We start from the raw sequence: 17,569 nt of genomic DNA, 5'->3' as shown, positions 1-17,569 counted from the left end.
GAAATCAAAACTTACTATTCACTTTTTGTATTACCCTTTTCAGTTCCGTGTCCCTTAAAATGGTTGTGCATTTTTTTTGCCCGTTCAGCTTTCCAGTCAGCATAAGTTTTTTGCTGTTCTGCTGTTAATACTGAGTTGATTTTCTGGTCAGTTTCTTTCATCTGAGTTTTAAAATCGCTTTTAGCGCCTTTTGCACGTTCGGCAACATTTTTTGCAGCGGCTAAATTAATGTCATAAATTTTTGCCTTTTGGTCTGCGGTAAGCGATAATTTTTTACTCATGGCATCTGTTTTAAACTGGGCCATTTGTTCGGGTGTACGATGCATTCTGTGATGAACACTGTCTTGCTGCGCAAAGGTTATTGTTGAAAAACCGGTTATCAGCGCTAATGCTAAAATTAACTTTTTCATGTTTTCTAATTTTAAGTTTTGTAGGTAAGAGGGGTATTCGTGGCGATTAGTTTAAAAACACGATTGTTAAAAAGTGTTAAACCAAAAGGGCAGGTAAGGTTATCTATCTCTGCCATTTTGACAACCTGGTGCCTTTTGGAACATACCTTGATGAAGTGCCGTTGGTTAAAAATAAATTACTATGAGCGTAAAAGAAAAAGGAACCATTTCAATACACACGGAGAACATTTTCCCGATTATTAAAAAATTCCTCTACTCAGACAACGAGATATTTTTAAGAGAGCTGGTATCTAACGCGGTAGACGCGGTACAGAAAATTAAGCGACTGGCAGCGTTGGGACAATACCAGGGCGAACTGGGCAATCCGCTGGTGGAAGTCGCTTTTGATGAGAAAAAGAAGACCATAACGGTTTCGGATAACGGTCTGGGAATGACAGCCGACGAGATCAAGAAATATATCAACCAGGTGGCATTCTCCGGCGCTACCGAGTTTGTAGAGAAGTTCAAAGATGCTAAAGATGCCAATGAGATCATCGGTAAGTTTGGCCTGGGATTTTACTCGGCCTTTATGGTAGCCGATAAGGTGGAAATCCAGACGCTTTCTTACCAGGATGGAGCAGAGCCCGCCCGTTGGGTATGCGATGGCAGCACCGAGTTTGAAATTTCTGCCGGTAAACGCAAAACACGTGGAACCGATGTTATTCTTTACATTAACAAGGATTCGGAAGAGTTTCTGAGTAAATACAAATTACAGGAGATACTGGATAAGTACGCCAAATTTCTGCCTGTGCCCATTAAGTTTGGCACCAAAACAGAGCAGGCACCGGATGGCGAGGATAAGGACGGCAAGCCGAAATATAAGTCGGTTGAAGTTGATAATATCATCAACACCGTTAATCCTATCTGGACAAAGGCGCCTGCCGATTTAAAGGACGAGGATTACCTGGCATTTTACAAAGAGCTTTACCCGTTCTCGGAAGACCCGCTTTTCTGGATCCATCTCAATGTAGATTATCCGTTCAACCTGACCGGTGTGCTGTATTTCCCGAAAATCAAAAATGATTTCGATTTGCAGCGTAATAAGATCAAGCTGTTCTCCCGGCAGGTATTCATTACCGATGAGGTAAAAGATATTGTTCCTGAATTTTTGATGTTGCTGCACGGTGTAATTGATTCGCCGGATATTCCGCTGAACGTTTCACGGAGCTTTTTACAGGCCGATAGCAATGTGAAGAAAATCAACACCTATATCACCAAAAAGGTTGCCGATAAGTTGCAGGAGTTGTTTAATAAAGATCGCAAGGCTTATGAGGAGAAATGGAAAGATATTGGCTTGTTTGTTAAATACGGCATGGTGAGCGAAGATAAGTTCTACGAAAAGGCTAAAGATTTCGCGTTGTTATCAAACACTCAGAATGAGTATTATACACTGGATGAATATCGGGAGAAAGTAAAGGCGGTGCAAACCGATAAGAACGATACAGTGGTTTACCTGTATACTACCGACCCGGCTAAGCAGGATAGCTTTATACAATCGGCCGTTAAAAAACATTACGATGTATTGCTGATGGATTCGCCTATCGACGGGCATTTTATCAGTCACCTGGAGCAGAAGCTGGAAAAAACTTCGCTCAAACGTGTGGACTCGGCTGTGGCCGATAAGCTCATTGAGAAAGATGAAAATAACGAACATGTGCTAACCGAAGAGCAATCTGCAAAAGTGAAGGAAGTGTTTGAAAAAGCCATCAACAAACCGGGTATGCATGTTGAAGTAGTTGCCCTTAATCCGGATGAATTGCCCGTAACCGTAACTATGGATGAGTTTATGCGCCGGATGAAAGATATGGCCAAAATGGGCGGAGGTATGGGCTTTTACGGTTCAATGCCCGATAACTATAAAGTAGCTGTAAACGGTAATCATAAGCTGATCAGCCGTATTCTGCAAACCGAAAATGAAGAGGAGCAAGGCACATTGGCTAAGCAGGCCGTTGATCTGGCTTTATTGGCTCAAGGTATGCTGGAAGGACCGGAGCTTACCGCTTTTGTAAGCAGAAGCGTAAGTTTGATATAAAATAGTTATTGAATTAAGAGCGGCAAACCGCCGCTCATTTTATAACTCATCCGCTTGTAAATCAAAATGTTTGCATATAAAGCCAAATACCCGATAAAAAATACTTGATTTTAGCAATAAGATTTATAATTTTGCGGTCTCAACACGGTAGGCATAGCTCAGTTGGTTAGAGCATCAGATTGTGGTTCTGAGGGTCGTGGGTTCGAGCCCCATTGCTTACCCCAATAAAAAGCCGGTTTACAATTTTGTAGACCGGCTTTTTTGTTTTTGTAAAGAAGGTAAAAGGTGGAATGTAACCTTTGAGACATAAAAAAGCCTCAAACATATTATTTGAGGCTTTTTGCTTTGTGCTCCCACCTGGGCTCGAACCAGGGACCAAAAGATTATGAGTCTTCTACTCTAACCAACTGAGCTATAGGAGCCGCTAAACCGTTTTCCGATTTGCGAGTGCAATTCTACAACATTTACGCCGGATTTCAAAGATGGAAAAGCAGAAAATTATGAAGAATAGTGCCAATGGCTGTCAATCAGGAAGAACTTCGCAATGATATCCGTTGGCGCCCAGCAGGCTAATGACTGTAGCCTGCGAAATATTGGTTCCCTCTATCCGTAAAATTTTATCGCAATCGTCCAGGTCAAAGTTAATGCAGCTTCCGGGAAAACAGCTCAGAAGCATTTGCACAATAAACGCTGAATCGCAGGCTTCCACGACATTGGTTTTAAATACTTCAACGGCCATAATGTGTCATTCTATGCGTACACGCTCATACTTTTTCCATAATACATACCACACTATCAGAAGAGTCAGCATAACCAGCGGGAAAATGATGAACCCGACGGGCCCGTTGCTGCATGCCCATGAGACGGCGGCGCCAATAAAACTGAATGCAAATCCGGCAAAAGCCCATTCTTTAAGCCGCGGCCACATAGGCTGAACTAAAGCAGCGGCTCCTAAAATTTTTGTTATACCGATAAAGGACAATAAATATATCGGATAACCCAATTGCCTGAATGCCTCTTTTCCGGCTTCCTGTTGTGTAACGCCACCATAGCCATCTAAAAGCATCATGATGGCAAAGATGATGGTGAACACCCAGTAAATAGTTTTAATACGTTTCATGATTTTTAAGTGATTAATATGTCTTTATTTCAATTTAAGATATTCGGTTTCTACTTTTTGAATTATTGATGTGTTTTGATTTTTTTAATAAGGTATCAAGGAATCCGCCAACTGGCGGGATTTTGAATTCTTACTTTTTACTTTTGAATTGGTTACAGTGCAGCAGCCAGTTATTCCCAAATTTATCAGTTAAATCGCCGAATAAGGCGCCCCCAAAAGTAAGTTCCAAGGGGTGAGTAGCTTCTCCACCGGCCGAAAGGCAGTTATAATACGCTTTTATCTGATCTTCATTACTGCAATTCAGCATTAGCGAAATGGTATTGCCCCGTATCAGCCCCTGATCGCTTACCATATCCGAAGCCATAATAGTTAATGTTTCCTGTGTTAAGGTAGCATGTAAAATGTGTTTTTTCATTTGCGACGGCATTTTTTCTGCTAAGGGCGATTCCGCTATGGTCTGAAAATGCAGTTCGCCGCCCAGGCATTGTTGGTAAAAGGTCATGGCTTCGCGGCAATTGCCGTTAAAAGTTAAATACGCGTAAACGGAGGTCATTATTTTGTTATCTTGATATATATTTTGACAGGACTTATAATAGTGTTGGACAGTTTTTGAACCGGATAGTCACGGTTTTTTCCGTACTGCCTGTCCCGAGAGGAACGATTCGGGATTCAACTTTCAACCTTTCACTTTTAACTTTGATAATATATTTTTCAATTGTTGTATGTGCCGTTGTGTGTGAATAATGCCAAAATAAATCCATTCATACCGGGTAAGCAGGCCAAAGCCGGGAAGCTCAGAATCCAGGCAAAGCCGTGTTAAATCCTGGGTTTGAATCATCGTTGTAAGGTTGTTTTCTATGCGCTTTAAAGAAGCATATAAATCATCTTTAGTATAGCTATCCTCTGTTGGAAGAATGAATTCTGGCGATTGCATCCTGATGGTAAAATCAAGAAATAAAGCCTTAATATCCTCAACTTTAGCATCCGGCTGACGATTTGCTTCCTGTGTAGAGCCATCGCATAAGGCAGGTACACCTTTTACTGCCTTGATAATATGGTCTGTAACCTGACCGGCCGTCCAGCTACCCTCGAACGGAGTCCTATTCAGTTCATCTTCGTCAAATTGGGATAAAATAAGGTACAATTCGTTGAATGTACTTTGAATCGAACCCATTAAAAGATTGGTTTCCATAAACTGTTAGATTTTACGCTTACAAACATACATCCGTTGCGTAAAACAGAAAGCGTGCAAAAGCGACAATGTGCGGGGTTGATTACGACAGGTAAGAAATGATATATTTGCTATACAAAAACTTTCAGATGAAACACGTCTCTATTCTTGTGCCTGAAACTGCTGTAATGGGCACCATTTCAGACCCACGTTATTTCTTTACGGCAGCTAACCAGTTTCTGGAAGCATCCGGGAAACCGGCTTTATTCCAGGTGCAGCTTGTGGGGGCCCGTAAGGAAATAAGGCTCAGCAACAGCTTGTTTTCGGTTCATACAGATGCCTTATTGCAGGATGTGAAGAAAACAGACCTGATCATCATTCCTCCCGTTAGCGGAGATATTTCTGTGGCTTTAGAGCTGAATAAAGATCTGCTTCCGTGGATAAAAGAGCATTATCAGAATGGCGCTGAGCTGGCTTCATTGTGTATCGGTGCATTTCTGCTGGCATCAACCGGCTTATTAAAAGAAAAGCAATGTTCAACACACTGGCTGCATGCGGCTACATTCAGAGCGATGTTCCCGGATGTAGAATTGGTTGATGGCAGCATCATTACCGATGAACAGGGCATTTATTCAAGCGGGGGCGCCAGTTCATACTGGAACCTGCTGCTGTACCTGCTCGAAAAATATACCAGCCGGGATATTGCTATACTGGCTTCCAAGTATTTTGCTATTGATATCGACCGCGATAGCCAGGCCGCATTTATGATGTTCAACGGTCAGAAAGACCATGAAGATACCGAGATCAAAAAAGCGCAGCAGTTTATCGAAGCCAATTACCAGGACAAAATAACGGTCGATCAACTGGCTGACCTGTGTGCCGTTGGACGGAGAAGCTTTGAGCGCCGGTTCAAAAAAGCTACCCGGAATACCGTGGTGGAGTACATCCAGCGGGTAAAAATTGAAGCCGCCAAGCGAAGTTTTGAATCCAGCAGACGTAACATCAGCGAAGTAATGTTCGACATCGGCTATACCGATACCAAGGCTTTCAGGGATGTATTTAAAAAGATTACCGGTTTAACTCCCATTGAATATCGCAATAAATACAACAAACAGGCAGTAGCCGGTTAGCAGATCCCGAAAGGCAAAGCAATGAATAAGGGCTACCGAAAGATCATACACATTGATATGGATGCGTTTTATGCTTCCGTAGAGCAACGGGACAACCCGGAGTACCGGGGAAAACCGGTTGTGGTGGGCGGTTCTCCGGAAGGCCGGGGAGGAGTGGTAGCTACCGCGAGTTATGAAGCCAGGCAATTTGGTGTTCACTCGGCCATGCCGTCTAAAAAAGCATTTCAGCTTTGTCCGCAGGCTATATTTGTGCGGCCAAGGTTTGAGGTTTACAAACAGGTATCGCAAAAGATACGGGCAATATTCAGGCGTTACACCGATTTGATCGAGCCGCTTTCGCTGGACGAGGCTTACCTGGATGTTACGCAGGATAAGCTGAGCATCGGGTCGGCCATTGATATTGCTAAGCAAATAAAGCTGGCCATTAAGAACGAGCTGCAGCTTACAGCATCTGCCGGTGTATCGGTAAACAAATTTGTAGCAAAAATTGCCTCAGATATGCACAAGCCCGATGGCCTGACGTTCATCGCCCCGTCGGTAGTAGAAGCCTTTATGGAGAAGCTGCCGGTAGAGAAGTTTTTTGGCGTTGGTAAGGTAACGGCCGAAAAAATGAAGAATATGCAGTTATACACCGGCGCCGACCTGAAAAAGCTGACCGAAGAAGAGCTGGTGCGTTATTTCGGTAAACCCGGTCGCTTTTATTATCGCATTGTGCGGGGCATTGATGAGCGTGAAGTACAGCCGCACCGCGAAACAAAATCGCTGGGAGCGGAAGATACCTTTCCATACGACCTGGAACAAACGGATGAAATGCATGCCGAACTGGATAAAATTACGCATACTGTTTGTGAGCGGCTGCAACGCTATAACCTGCAAGGACGCACCGTCACCTTGAAAATAAAATACAGCGATTTTAAGCAGGTTACCCGGAGCCGTTCTTTCTCTCAGCCGGTTAACGACAAGAATATTATTTTCAGTACGGTAACCCAATTGCTTGCGGATGCGCTTCCTGATAGTCCTAAAATACGTTTGCTCGGTGTCTCATTATCGAATTTTGGCGAGGCTGTAGTCCGGTCACGAAAACCTGATCTGCCCGGACAAATGGAATTGTTTTAAATTGAAATAGCTGTTTCAACCGGCAGGGATTTATCCATTGTCCATTATCCATTATCCATTATCCATTATCCATTATCCATTGTCACCTGTCCATTGTCCATTGTCCATTGTCACCTGTCCACTGTCCACTGTCCATTGTCCACTGTCCATTGTTCCACTTTTAACTTGCTTGTAACCTTTCCATTTCTCGTTTACTCTATGGTAGTATTGACCAGAAATTTAAAAAAATGGAAACTACACTTTCAAAACAAGCTATTGCGCCTACGTTCAATTTATTGAGATTAACGTTTGGCATTGTGCCCATTGTTGCGGGCTTAGACAAATTCACCAATTTACTTACCGACTGGCAACAGTATTTACATCCGGCCATTGCAGGCATGCTTCCCATCGCGGCACACACGTTTATGATGATAGTAGGTGTGATCGAGATCATAGCGGGTATTATTGTGCTGGTAAAACCGGTTGTCGGAGGACGTATTGTTGCCGCCTGGCTTACCCTGATCGCACTTACCCTGCTGGCCAGTGGAAATTTTTTAGATGTTGCCGTTCGCGATCTGGTAATGGCTATTTCAGCGTTTTCTTTCGCACGTATAGCCGCGTTATTTGTTGTTAGTGATTAGTTGTTCGTATTTTTAACAATTAACTTTCAACTTTCTACTCGTTGTACTAAATAATGAAGGGATCTGAGCAATATACCGATGCCGAAATTATCCGCAGAATATTGCAGGGCGATTCTGCCTTGTTTGAGATACTGATCCGGCGCTATAACCCATTTTTGTACAAAACCGGCAGAAGCTATAATTATGGTCACGAAGATACGCAGGACCTCATGCAGGACACCTTTATTGATGCGTACAATAACTTATCACAGTTTGAGAACCGCTCATCGTTTAAAACATGGATCATAAAAATAATGCTGAATAACTGCTACCGGAAACGTCAGAAATTTAGCTTTAAAAATGAAATATCTGCCGAAATTGATGACAGATCAGTGCCGATGTTCTCCGCAGCAGGTAATGAACACACAACAAAAACAGTGATGCGCAAAGAATTGAATGCTGTAATTGAAGATGCCTTACAGCAAATCCCGTTCGATTACCGGATAGTGTTTTCCTTACGGGAGATGAACCAGCTAAACGTACACGAAACTGCCCATACGCTTAACATCAGCGAAGCCAATGTAAAAGTACGTCTTAACCGGGCAAAGAGCATGTTGCGTAGGGAAATAGAAAAATCATATACTGCCGCCGATATTTTTGAATTTAACCTGGTTTACTGCGATGCGATGGTGAACCGCGTAATGAGCAAATTAAAAAGAAAACATGAATAATCCGTTAGAAACCCTGGATATTATTGACGATGAGCATATCGGAACTTCGTTAGAAACACCGCTGCGAGCCGATGCCTTTACCATGACCGATGATTTAAAAATTGAGCTTATCCAAAACCATGTTAAGGAAATAATGCATATCCTGGGTTTAGATTTAACAGACGATAGCCTGAGCGGAACGCCCTATAGAGTAGCAAAGATGTATGTAAAAGAAGCCTTTAGCGGATTAAATCCCGCAAATAAACCCGATGTGAAGCTCTTTGAAAACAAATACCGGTATAATGAAATGCTGATCGAGAAAAATATTACGTTGTTTTCGTATTGCGAGCATCATTTTGTGCCCATTATCGGCAAGGTTCATGTGGCGTATATTTCAAGCGGACAGGTAATCGGTTTATCGAAAATCAACAGGCTGGTACAGTATTACGCTAAACGACCGCAGGTGCAGGAGCGTTTAACCAACCAGGTAGCCGAAGCGTTAAAGGAAGCCCTTCAAACAAACCATGTTGCTGTTCTGGTAGATGCAGTACACCTTTGCGTTTCATCCCGCGGTATCGGCGATACCAACAGCAGCACCATTACGGCAAGCTATTCCGGCCGTTTCCGGGATGAAAAGCTCAAATCAGAGTTTATTGCCCTGGTAACCGGATAGAAGTCTGTTGGGTAATTTTTGAATTTTGAATTTTAACTTTTTAATTTTATCAAGGTGTCACATATTGTAAAAATAAAATCCATAGATCACGTCACTCATGATGTGCTTCAGGTGGTAACAGAAAAACCTGCCGGGTACGTCTATACACCCGGACAAGCTACCGATGTATCTGTTAATAAACCCGGCTGGGAAAATGAGCTGCGGGCATTTACGTTTACCTCACTGCCCGACAAAGATTATATCGAGTTTACCATTAAAACCTATCCCGAACGGGATGGTGTTACCAATCAGCTGCTTCAGCTTAAGCATGGCGATGAGCTGATACTGCACGATGTTTTTGGAGATATTGCCTACAAAGGCGAAGGGGTATTTATTGCCGGCGGAGCCGGGGTTACGCCCTTTATTGCCATTTTCAGATACTTACAGGCAAATAACCAGGTAGGAAATAATAAGCTGATCTTTGCCAATAAAACCAGGGCCGATATTATACACGAAGCTGACTTTAAACGCCTGCTGGGCAAAAACTTTATCAATATATTATCTCACGAGCAGGCGGAAGATTGCGCCTATGGCTACATCAGCGAAGCCTTTTTAAAGGAAAATATGCCGGAGAATGCCCCGTACGTTTACCTGTGCGGCCCGCCACCCATGATGGATGCAGTAGAATCACACTTAAAGAACCTGGATATCCCTGATGAGCGTGTTGTAAAGGAGGGATTTTAGCAGAAGAGAATGTCCACGAACCAGGCTTCGTGTCTTCACGAAGCTTCTCTTCAGTCACAATGAGCCTACCCTTCGATAGCTCTCCATAGGAGTTCTTTGAACAGGATGACATAATCTTTTAGATACACTCTTTTAATAGTCTTATTTCCTAACAATAAGCAATTACTTACTTTTGCGACTCAAATAAGGTCTATATTTTGAGTCAGGTACAGCATATTTTTTTATTAGCGGTTTTCTTTGTAAACGGGTTGCTGTTTGTTATTCTGCTATACTATTTACGCAGAAAGTAGTGGATAAACATTATGCTTTGTACGGTGCTTGCTGCCATTGCCTGGTATTCGCTAATGATCTATTTGATGGTTAGCGGAGAGGTGAGGAATTATCCAAACCTGTACAACAAAGGCAACCCCTTATATTATCTTTTTGCACCCTGTAGTTATTTATACCTCAGGTTATCACTGTCCGGAAATAACCACCTGAAACGCTATGACTGGCTGCATTTTACCCCCGCAATAATTGCCTTGGTAGATATTGTTCCGTATATGCTTAAGAGTGCTGAAGAAAAACAGTATATCGTCAACCTGGTTGCCCAGGATACCAAGTGGAATTTTCAGTATAAATATGCCTTTATCACACAGGCCGGTCATAATATCATTCGCAGTATACAACAGATCATTTATATTATTTTTCAGTGGTATCTGTTAGTAAAGTATCGGCGAAACAGGATCAACAGCAATCAAAGGAATTGGCTGTTTACATATAATATCATGGTTACAGCGCTTACCTTAGTTGTAATTATAGTGCTGGCGAGATCATTACTATACTCGGCATCGGCGTTAAAAGAAGGTATGCTTCCGATATTTGCTAGCATTGGCATTTTTATATTTTGCATCTTGTTGTTTTTTAAGCCCGAACAATTGTATGGCCTGGATCTGGCTGCCGGAAGCAGTATGCCCTATCAACCGGTATTGTCAACCGGGCGAATACCCGCGGGCTTAGATATCAGCGATGAAGAAAAAGGAAATAATAAAGAATTAAAACTTAGTCCTGAACAAATTGCCATTTATACTAAAAAGTTAGAAAGAAAGCTTGTTGTTAATGAGTGTTTTAAAGAAAAGGGCATAACAGCGCCCGTACTGGCGGTAAAATTAAATATCCCCAATAGGCACTTATCTGTTTTGTTAAAACAATATTATCAGCTAAAATTTAACGATTTTATTAACGGTTACCGGGTAAATTTTGTGAAAGACCAGATAAAGAAGGGCGAATGGCGGAATCTCACCATAGAAGCACTGGCTGAAGATGCCGGCTTTTCTTCGCGAAGTACATTTTACGCTGCATTCAAGAAAAATACAGGACTAACCCCTGCCGAATATATTGCCAGGAACGTCGGCAAAACGGTATAAAAATCAGCTCCCATTTCAACCAGTGGCGGGCTTTGTATCATCACGAAGTTTCTCTAATGCCGGTTAGGAGATATTCCGGAAAAGCAGTCTTGGTATATTTCAATATATTCATTTTAACAGGCTCTTATCTTTTCCACCTCCGGCAGCCTGTTTTCCGGTAGATAAATAAGCATTCTGGCAGAGATATACATTATTTACAGGTAAAAGGTATTTTAGAAGAGATCGGTTATTGTGTGTTTTTTTCAATGTATTGATTATCAGTAGTTTTTGTTGTTTTTTTTCTTTGAATTATATGCTGATGAGTTTGTCCGGATTACAATATTCCGGACAAATTAACGCCTTGCTATCGAAACCTTTGCAATGCAGCTATCGTAAATTCCCCCCTAAAATAAAAATCTGTAAAAGCACAAAAACATGAAGACACTAAGACTATTTGCTACAATGCTGGGACTGTTTACAGGATTATTATCAAAAGCAGCACCAGACCACACCAATGCGTTTATTACCGTATGGGATACCGATAAAATGGACGCAGGCATATCGTTAACTATCCCGACGTCACCAGGAACCAGTTACCAATATTACTGGGAAAAAGTTGGTGACGAAGGCAATGCCAATTCCGGCTCGTACCAGCCTGCCTCCGGAATTCTTTTCATAACCGCCATTACAGCAAAAAGTGGTATTTATAAGGTTTATATCAAAGGGAACTTTACCGGGATATTCATGAGTAGCGATCCTAATTCTGCAAAAGCTTTAACTGAGGTGGAGAGCTGGGGGAATATGAAATGGACAACTATGAAAGGCTCTTTTCAAGGATGTGCAAATTTAACTAAATTACCCACCTCGGCTCCGGATCTGAGCCTGGTAACCGATATGTCAAATATGTTTAGGCAGGCTACCAGCTTCAATCATAATATAGGTAACTGGAACGTTAGCAACGTAACCAATATGAGTACCATGTTTTTTAACGCAGCAAATTTCAACCAGGATATAAGCGGCTGGAATGTCAGCAATGTAACTAATATGACCTGGATGTTTGCCAGCGCTCTAAAATTTAACTAGGATATAAGCACCTGGAACGTTAGCAAAGTGATTAATATGAATACCATGTTCTATGGTGCCACGAGCTTTAACCAAAACCTTGGTACATGGCAGCTAAATGCGAATGTGGATCTTAAATCTATGATAGGCTTCGCCGGTTTAAGCGCCGAAAACTATGGCCTTACCCTTAAAGGCTGGGCACAAAACCCCAATATACCAACAGGCAGAGCCCTGGGAGCTAACAATTTAAAATATAATGCAGATGCACAACAATACCGGGATATTTTGACCAATAAGGGCTGGACAATTACCGATGGTGGTGTGCTGCCCGTGACTCTTGTTTCGTTTACAGCTAAAGTACAGGAAAATACAGTGAAAATAACTTGGCAAACCGCGTCGGAAGCTAACAACAGCCATTTTATTGTAGAAAAAAGTACCGACGGTATACATTTCCGGAACTTAGCTAAAGCTGATGCAAAAGGAGCCGGAACTTACGAGGTTTATGATAGACAGCCTGTCTATGGCGTGAATTATTATCGTTTAACCCAGCTTGATAACGATGGAGCTTCAACAGATTGTGGAGTACGGCCGGTGAATTTCTCAGTACAGTCGACAGCTGTGAAAATATATCCGAACCCTGCAATTTCAAGTCAAAGTACATCGGTTAATTTTCCGGCGGGCATTTACAATAAAGCAGAACTTACTAATATCACTGGTAAAACCATACATACCATCTTGATCAATGCTCAACAACAAAGTATCGGCATAGAAACAGCAGCTTTACCAGCCGGTATGTATTTCATCCGCCTGTCCGGGCAGGAAAATGCCGTTAAAAAGTTAGTGAAGCAATAGCGTGTGGCTGTTTAAGCTTTTTATCTTTCCATGTAAAAGAGCCGTTGCCGATCCCCGGCCTGTCCCTAACAGGCTGGGGCTATTTATGGCTTATCAGCGAACAGTTCAAGACAAAAAATTAATAAAGTAACGTGAGTTCGGGATAGGAAACGCACAATCTGTTTGCGCTCGTTTGCAAAACGAGTGCATAGATCTCCGGCGTTTGTAACGCCGGTAATAGCTGCCTTTGATTGTTTTAAGCAACATTCCGGCATTGCAAACGCCGTTTCATGGCATCCCGATTGCAAATCGGGACGAGCCTGCACCTTAACCCGAACTCACGTTAAGTTATATAGCGGGGATGACGGGAGCTTTTTGGTCAGCCCCGGCAGGAAACCATGGACGGTGTCCTCACCGCCTATTAATTAAACCTGCAAAACCTTAAAATTTAAACAGCTTCTAAGATATCAGTTAAGCCGTTCTGCGGCGATAACCATCTGACCGTTTGGAGCGGTTGTAAACAACAGGTATTGTTCGCCGCCATCAGTAAGCTTATGTTTTTTCTTTAATTGTTCGGTCGTCAGGGGGAAATTGCGAACAATGATGTTGGCTTTAGTCAGAGGAGCTTTTGTGAAGTCCTTGTAAGTTTGTATTTGCTGTATCCGGAATATTCTTCCCGGAAAATCAGGAATTAAATTATCGGAGGTGTATAAGTGGCTGTTAATTTGTAGTTTACTAATCTGAAATTGTTTGCTGATGCTTTTAAAGCAACCTGCTTTGAGCAGGGCAACATCGGGCTCGTACAAATAGGTCAGGGGATTTGAATATGCTTCTATTTGGGTATTCCTTTCATCCGAAAGGTAAAACGAGAACTGCTGTTGTTGTGTATCTGTCAGGAGCATACAGGTAATTTCAGGCTCACCGGTAAAGTCCCGGTCTATTACCCAAAGCAATTCTTTACAATCATTTTTTACGCTGACAATGTGAATGGCAGAAACACATTTCAGCTCCCGTAAGCCGGCCTGGATATCCAACAAAGGAGATGTTTTAACCAGTATTCGTTGCGATCTACGTAACAGCATATCCAGATTTGCCGGAACATCAGGCTGGCAATCGGACAGGCGAAATACTTTCTGGGTATTTACACGTCGCGAAGGGTCAATGTAAATAGTTCCGAACGTATCATTATGCCGACTGAGCCACGTAAAACTGTCTTCGGTTAAAAACCGGATGTTAGAAGCACCCAAAATATTTGCGTTGTGCCGGGCAATCACTGATAAATCCTCATTCAGCTCACAATGGATAACTTTTTCGGCAACCTTTGAAAAATAAAAGCTGTCAACGCCGAAACCGCCGGTGCAGTCAATAACCTCTTTTCCCTTTAGCAGTCCGCTTTTATATTGGGCGGTAAGTTGCGAAGAGCATTGTTCTATTGAAAGCTTTGCAGGATAATAGATTCCCGGTGTACTGAACCATAGTGGCAATTTTTTCTCCGCCCGTTTTTTAGCAGCAACCTGACCTGCCAGCTCCGCTGCACTTATCCCGGCAAACGGACTTTTAGCCAAAGCTATCTGGTGCTCATCAGCATGTAAATGACTGTTGATGTACTCTTGCACTTCCGGCTGTAAAATCAGGTTGTTCATACTGTTAGTATTGCGTATTGAGATATGAGACGTGAGATTTTAGATATAAGATTGTGAAGTTCGTGACAGGCTCTCAGGACTTCCGGATTTTCCGACTATGAACCATGAACTATAAGCCATCTTTTACACTTAAATCTATACAACTTATAACTCACTACCCTTATCTCTCATCACCATCTGGCAGGTGTAACGGCTTTTTACCTCCAGTAAAATATCCTTGTTTTGGGTTACCCGGTCAATGGTTTGCTGGTTATAATAGCGTATAGTTACCAGTTCCAGGTCTTTATTGTATTTGATATTGTAATTTTTTCGCAGGCTGTTGAGCAGTTTTCCGAGCTTGTGGTCGTCGTAATCTACACTTACCGAAAAGCTGATGGCGCTGTTCAGCATGGTATTGATTTTGACTTTGTGCTCATGGAAGATATTGAAAATGTCGCTCAGGTTTTCCTCAATAATGAACGAATAATCCTTGGGGAAGATGGAAATCAACACCTGGTTAACTTTAAAGATAAAGGATGGAATGGGCAAGGGGTTATTCTGGCTGCTGATTTTTGTTCCAACGCCGTCAGGTTGGATAAACGAGCGAACATACAAAGGAATACCTTTATTTTGTAAAGGCTTAATGGTTTTTGGATGGATAACCGTTGCGCCGTAATAGGTAAGCTCAATAGCATCATGGTAGGAGAGGGCGGGAATCTTTTCGGTTTCATCGAACCACTTCGGGTCGGCGTTGAGCACGCCGGGAACATCTTTCCAGATGGTAACCGATTCCGCGTCCAGGCATGAGGCAAATATAGCGGCGGTATAATCCGAGCCTTCGCGACCTAAGGTAGTGGTGTAATTCTCTGATGTTCCGCCGATAAATCCCTGGGTAACAGCAACTCCGTTAGCTATAATTCCCGGTACACGGGATGCGATGGCTGCGCAGGTTTTATCCCAGTCCACTTTAGCTTCGCGATACGTATTGTCCGTATGGATGTAGCTGCGGGCGTCAATCCACTGCGTTGGAATACCGCTTGTGCTCAGGTAGGCGCTTACAATTTTACTTGAAATCAGCTCGCCGATGGATACAATCTGGTCGTAAATATAATCGGCGTTATCCTGCGGCTCTTCTTCCAGTATCCAGTCAATTTCAACGAATGTATTGGCTACATCGTTAAAAACGGGATGCTGCTTATCTTCAAAAAGCTCATTCATAACAGCCGTATGGTAAGCCTTAATTTCGTCAAAAATGGCTTCTGTATCAGTTTTATCCAGATAGGCGAACGTAAGTTTCTCCAGGGCATTGGTGGTTTTGCCCATAGCCGAAACCACAATCAGCAGCTCTTTTTGCTGATTGTTCCTGATAATGTTTGCCAGGTTTTTAACGCCGGCCGCATCTTTTACAGAGGCTCCGCCAAATTTATATACGTTGATCATGTTTGATATATGCGGCAATAGCCGTATTGGGTTTTAGTAAATCTTCAATCTGGTTGTATGGAATGAGCAGTTTGGTAACGCCGTACACGTAAGCCTTAATTTCGTAAGGGTTGTATAAAAACAGCAATCCCTTATCGGTGATGAGAAAATTCTGGTTCAAGGCGAATTTGCCGTTCTCAAAAAAATAATCGTCTTTCAGGCTGGCATCAGGCGATAGTTTTTCCTGTTTTCTGAAGATAGCTTCTGCTATGCTGTCTAATTTTAACTTGTTTTCAGGCGTAAAGAGGTCGTCCAGCAGCATGTTTTTATGGCGGCTCAGGTCGTAATTTTCATAGCTGTAATTATAGTTGGGATGAGCGCCTCCGGTATATTCGGAACTGTATGTTTCAAAACCAATAATGCCGGGTTGTTGTGTGGCGACTTTTACAGCCGTTTCGCGATACCAGGATGTCCGGTAACGTTTTTCCTGGTTGAAAAAGTTGTCGAAGTTTTTGATAAAATCAGCTGCCATATCTTCAACGGTAATGTATTTTGCATCCGGTTCATCCTCGTTAATGACCAGACTTTTTACAAACGCGTTCAGCTCGGCAGATGCAAATTTAGGGTAGCTCACCTGTACATACGAGGTATCGGTAACATTGTTCGCTTTAACCACATTTTTGCTTTCTTTCCGGTAATGAGTGTATGTATAAGTTATCGTATCAGTGGTAGCCCGGCTACTGTCCGGTTGCTGAGTTGTAGTGCTGTCGGCACTTTTCTGCTCTTTCTGCGGCGATGTACAAGCCGCAAAAAATGACAAGATTAAAATGGTTTTACAGATGTTTTTCATGTGTGTTTAATTAGCCTCACCCCCAACCTCCGCCAGTTGGCGGAAGAGGGGAGTTAGGTAGTGCTATTTGTTCGGTTTATCCTTAGTTGCTTTCTTTGTTTATTTCGTAAATCTAAAATCGTAATTCGTAATTCGCCTTCAACCCTCCGCCTTCTACCTTCTTCAATAATTATCCAATTGTTCTTTAGATAACGACGCGTTCAGCCAGCCGGCTTCTGTGCTTGAGTGGTATTTGCTGTAAAACCGCAATGCCGGTTCGTTCCAATCCAGTACCTGCCAGCTTATACCGTTAAAATGGTGTGCTTTCGCTTCCTGGATAATAGCATCGAATAATTGTTTGCCCAAACCTTTTTTTCGCATCCGCTCGGTCACAATAAAATCTTCAAGGTACAAACGGCAGCCTTTCCATGTAGAAAAACGGATGTAATATAGGGCAAAACCCTCAATTTTTCCGTCGACTTCGGCAACAAACGCTTTCCATACCGGTTTTTCGCCGAAGCCAGCCTCCTCAAATTCCTCAAGCGTAATAGTCACCTCATGTGGCATGTGCTCATAATGCGCCAGCTCATGAACCAGCTCCATTAATCGTTTGCAATCCTGTTTTTCAGCTATGCGTATGGTCATTTTTAGTTTGTTAAGCCCACCCCAACCCTCCCAAAGGGAGGGAGCTTGATTTC

Annotated in this window: 18 protein-coding genes, 2 tRNA genes and 1 pseudogene; 11 read left to right on the top strand and 10 right to left on the bottom strand. The window is 42.6% G+C overall.

Annotated elements, in window-relative coordinates; translation table 11 throughout:
- Positions 1-14: 14 nt before the first annotated feature.
- Complete coding sequence (locus FW774_RS05675) at positions 15-410, bottom strand: DUF4890 domain-containing protein (protein WP_149347215.1); 396 nt, start codon at positions 408-410, stop codon at positions 15-17.
- 181 nt (positions 411-591) lie between these two features.
- Between FW774_RS05675 and htpG the strand changes: the two genes are divergently transcribed.
- Together htpG and FW774_RS05665 are read left to right on the top strand one after the other, a co-directional pair.
- Positions 592-2,481, top strand: coding sequence for a molecular chaperone HtpG (gene htpG, locus FW774_RS05670; RefSeq protein ID WP_149347214.1), 1,890 nt, complete (start codon positions 592-594; stop codon positions 2,479-2,481).
- Positions 2,482-2,628: 147 nt separating this feature from the next.
- Positions 2,629-2,705, top strand: a tRNA-His gene (locus FW774_RS05665).
- Positions 2,706-2,829: 124 nt separating this feature from the next.
- On the opposite strand, the gene FW774_RS05660 is transcribed toward FW774_RS05665, so the two are convergent.
- The 5 genes from FW774_RS05660 to FW774_RS05640 all read right to left on the bottom strand — a co-directional run bounded on the left by FW774_RS05660 (position 2,830) and on the right by FW774_RS05640 (position 4,793).
- A tRNA-Ile gene (locus tag FW774_RS05660) sits at positions 2,830-2,903 on the bottom strand.
- A 101-nt stretch (positions 2,904-3,004) separates the two neighbouring features.
- Complete coding sequence (locus tag FW774_RS05655; protein ID WP_149347213.1) at positions 3,005-3,220, bottom strand: hypothetical protein; 216 nt, start codon at positions 3,218-3,220, stop codon at positions 3,005-3,007.
- A 6-nt stretch (positions 3,221-3,226) separates the two neighbouring features.
- Positions 3,227-3,601 (bottom strand): DoxX family protein, encoded by a 375-nt coding sequence (locus FW774_RS05650; RefSeq protein ID WP_149347212.1) that lies wholly within the window; start codon positions 3,599-3,601, stop codon positions 3,227-3,229.
- 130 nt (positions 3,602-3,731) lie between these two features.
- Complete coding sequence (locus FW774_RS05645; protein WP_149347211.1) at positions 3,732-4,154, bottom strand: VOC family protein; 423 nt, start codon at positions 4,152-4,154, stop codon at positions 3,732-3,734.
- Positions 4,155-4,277: 123 nt separating this feature from the next.
- A complete protein-coding gene (locus FW774_RS05640) occupies positions 4,278-4,793 on the bottom strand; it encodes a DinB family protein (protein WP_149347210.1) in 516 nt (171 codons plus the stop codon).
- A 128-nt stretch (positions 4,794-4,921) separates the two neighbouring features.
- Between FW774_RS05640 and FW774_RS05635 the strand changes: the two genes are divergently transcribed.
- The 9 genes and pseudogenes from FW774_RS05635 to FW774_RS05595 all read left to right on the top strand — a co-directional run bounded on the left by FW774_RS05635 (position 4,922) and on the right by FW774_RS05595 (position 13,022).
- Positions 4,922-5,902, top strand: coding sequence for a GlxA family transcriptional regulator (locus FW774_RS05635; protein WP_149347209.1), 981 nt, complete (start codon positions 4,922-4,924; stop codon positions 5,900-5,902).
- A gap of 21 nt (positions 5,903-5,923) precedes the next feature.
- Positions 5,924-7,018 (top strand): DNA polymerase IV, encoded by a 1,095-nt coding sequence (gene dinB / locus FW774_RS05630; RefSeq protein ID WP_149347208.1) that lies wholly within the window; start codon positions 5,924-5,926, stop codon positions 7,016-7,018.
- A 227-nt stretch (positions 7,019-7,245) separates the two neighbouring features.
- Positions 7,246-7,638, top strand: coding sequence for a hypothetical protein (locus tag FW774_RS05625; RefSeq protein WP_149347207.1), 393 nt, complete (start codon positions 7,246-7,248; stop codon positions 7,636-7,638).
- Between the two features lie 53 nt (positions 7,639-7,691).
- Positions 7,692-8,348: a sigma-70 family RNA polymerase sigma factor gene (locus FW774_RS05620; RefSeq protein ID WP_149347206.1), complete on the top strand. Its 657-nt coding sequence runs from the start codon at positions 7,692-7,694 to the stop codon at positions 8,346-8,348.
- The gene (gene folE, locus FW774_RS05615; protein ID WP_149347205.1) at positions 8,341-9,000 is read left to right on the top strand and encodes a GTP cyclohydrolase I FolE; all 660 of its coding nucleotides are present in this window, start codon (positions 8,341-8,343) and stop codon (positions 8,998-9,000) included. The genes FW774_RS05620 and folE overlap by 8 nt, the downstream gene beginning before the upstream one ends.
- Positions 9,001-9,054: 54 nt before the next feature.
- A complete protein-coding gene (locus tag FW774_RS05610; RefSeq protein WP_149347204.1) occupies positions 9,055-9,723 on the top strand; it encodes a flavodoxin reductase in 669 nt (222 codons plus the stop codon).
- Between the two features lie 302 nt (positions 9,724-10,025).
- Entirely contained in the window at positions 10,026-11,129 is a 1,104-nt protein-coding gene (locus tag FW774_RS05605) for a helix-turn-helix domain-containing protein (RefSeq protein WP_149347203.1), read from the top strand.
- Between the two features lie 414 nt (positions 11,130-11,543).
- A pseudogene (locus FW774_RS05600) lies at positions 11,544-12,314 on the top strand (BspA family leucine-rich repeat surface protein); the annotation flags it as partial.
- Positions 12,312-13,022, top strand: coding sequence for a T9SS type A sorting domain-containing protein (locus tag FW774_RS05595; RefSeq protein WP_410522729.1), 711 nt, complete (start codon positions 12,312-12,314; stop codon positions 13,020-13,022). The pseudogene FW774_RS05600 and the gene FW774_RS05595, both read left to right, overlap by 3 nt.
- A 446-nt stretch (positions 13,023-13,468) precedes the next feature.
- On the opposite strand, the gene FW774_RS05590 is transcribed toward FW774_RS05595, so the two are convergent.
- The 4 genes from FW774_RS05590 to FW774_RS05575 form a co-directional block, all read right to left on the bottom strand.
- Positions 13,469-14,644, bottom strand: coding sequence for a THUMP-like domain-containing protein (locus FW774_RS05590; protein ID WP_149347200.1), 1,176 nt, complete (start codon positions 14,642-14,644; stop codon positions 13,469-13,471).
- 144 nt (positions 14,645-14,788) lie between these two features.
- A complete protein-coding gene (locus tag FW774_RS05585; protein WP_149347770.1) occupies positions 14,789-16,060 on the bottom strand; it encodes an aspartate kinase in 1,272 nt (423 codons plus the stop codon).
- Entirely contained in the window at positions 16,047-16,892 is an 846-nt protein-coding gene (locus tag FW774_RS05580) for a DUF3298 and DUF4163 domain-containing protein (protein WP_149347199.1), read from the bottom strand. Before FW774_RS05580 ends, FW774_RS05585 begins: the two co-directional genes overlap by 14 nt.
- A 162-nt stretch (positions 16,893-17,054) precedes the next feature.
- Positions 17,055-17,516: a GNAT family N-acetyltransferase gene (locus FW774_RS05575; protein WP_149347198.1), complete on the bottom strand. Its 462-nt coding sequence runs from the start codon at positions 17,514-17,516 to the stop codon at positions 17,055-17,057.
- Between the last annotated feature and the right edge of the window lie 53 nt (positions 17,517-17,569).

This window comes from Pedobacter sp. BS3, assembly GCF_008274585.1.
Lineage (GTDB): Bacteria > Bacteroidota > Bacteroidia > Sphingobacteriales > Sphingobacteriaceae > Hufsiella_A.
The sequence above is the reverse complement of the archived record's forward strand: the minus strand, read 5'-3'. Positions and strand labels throughout refer to the sequence as shown.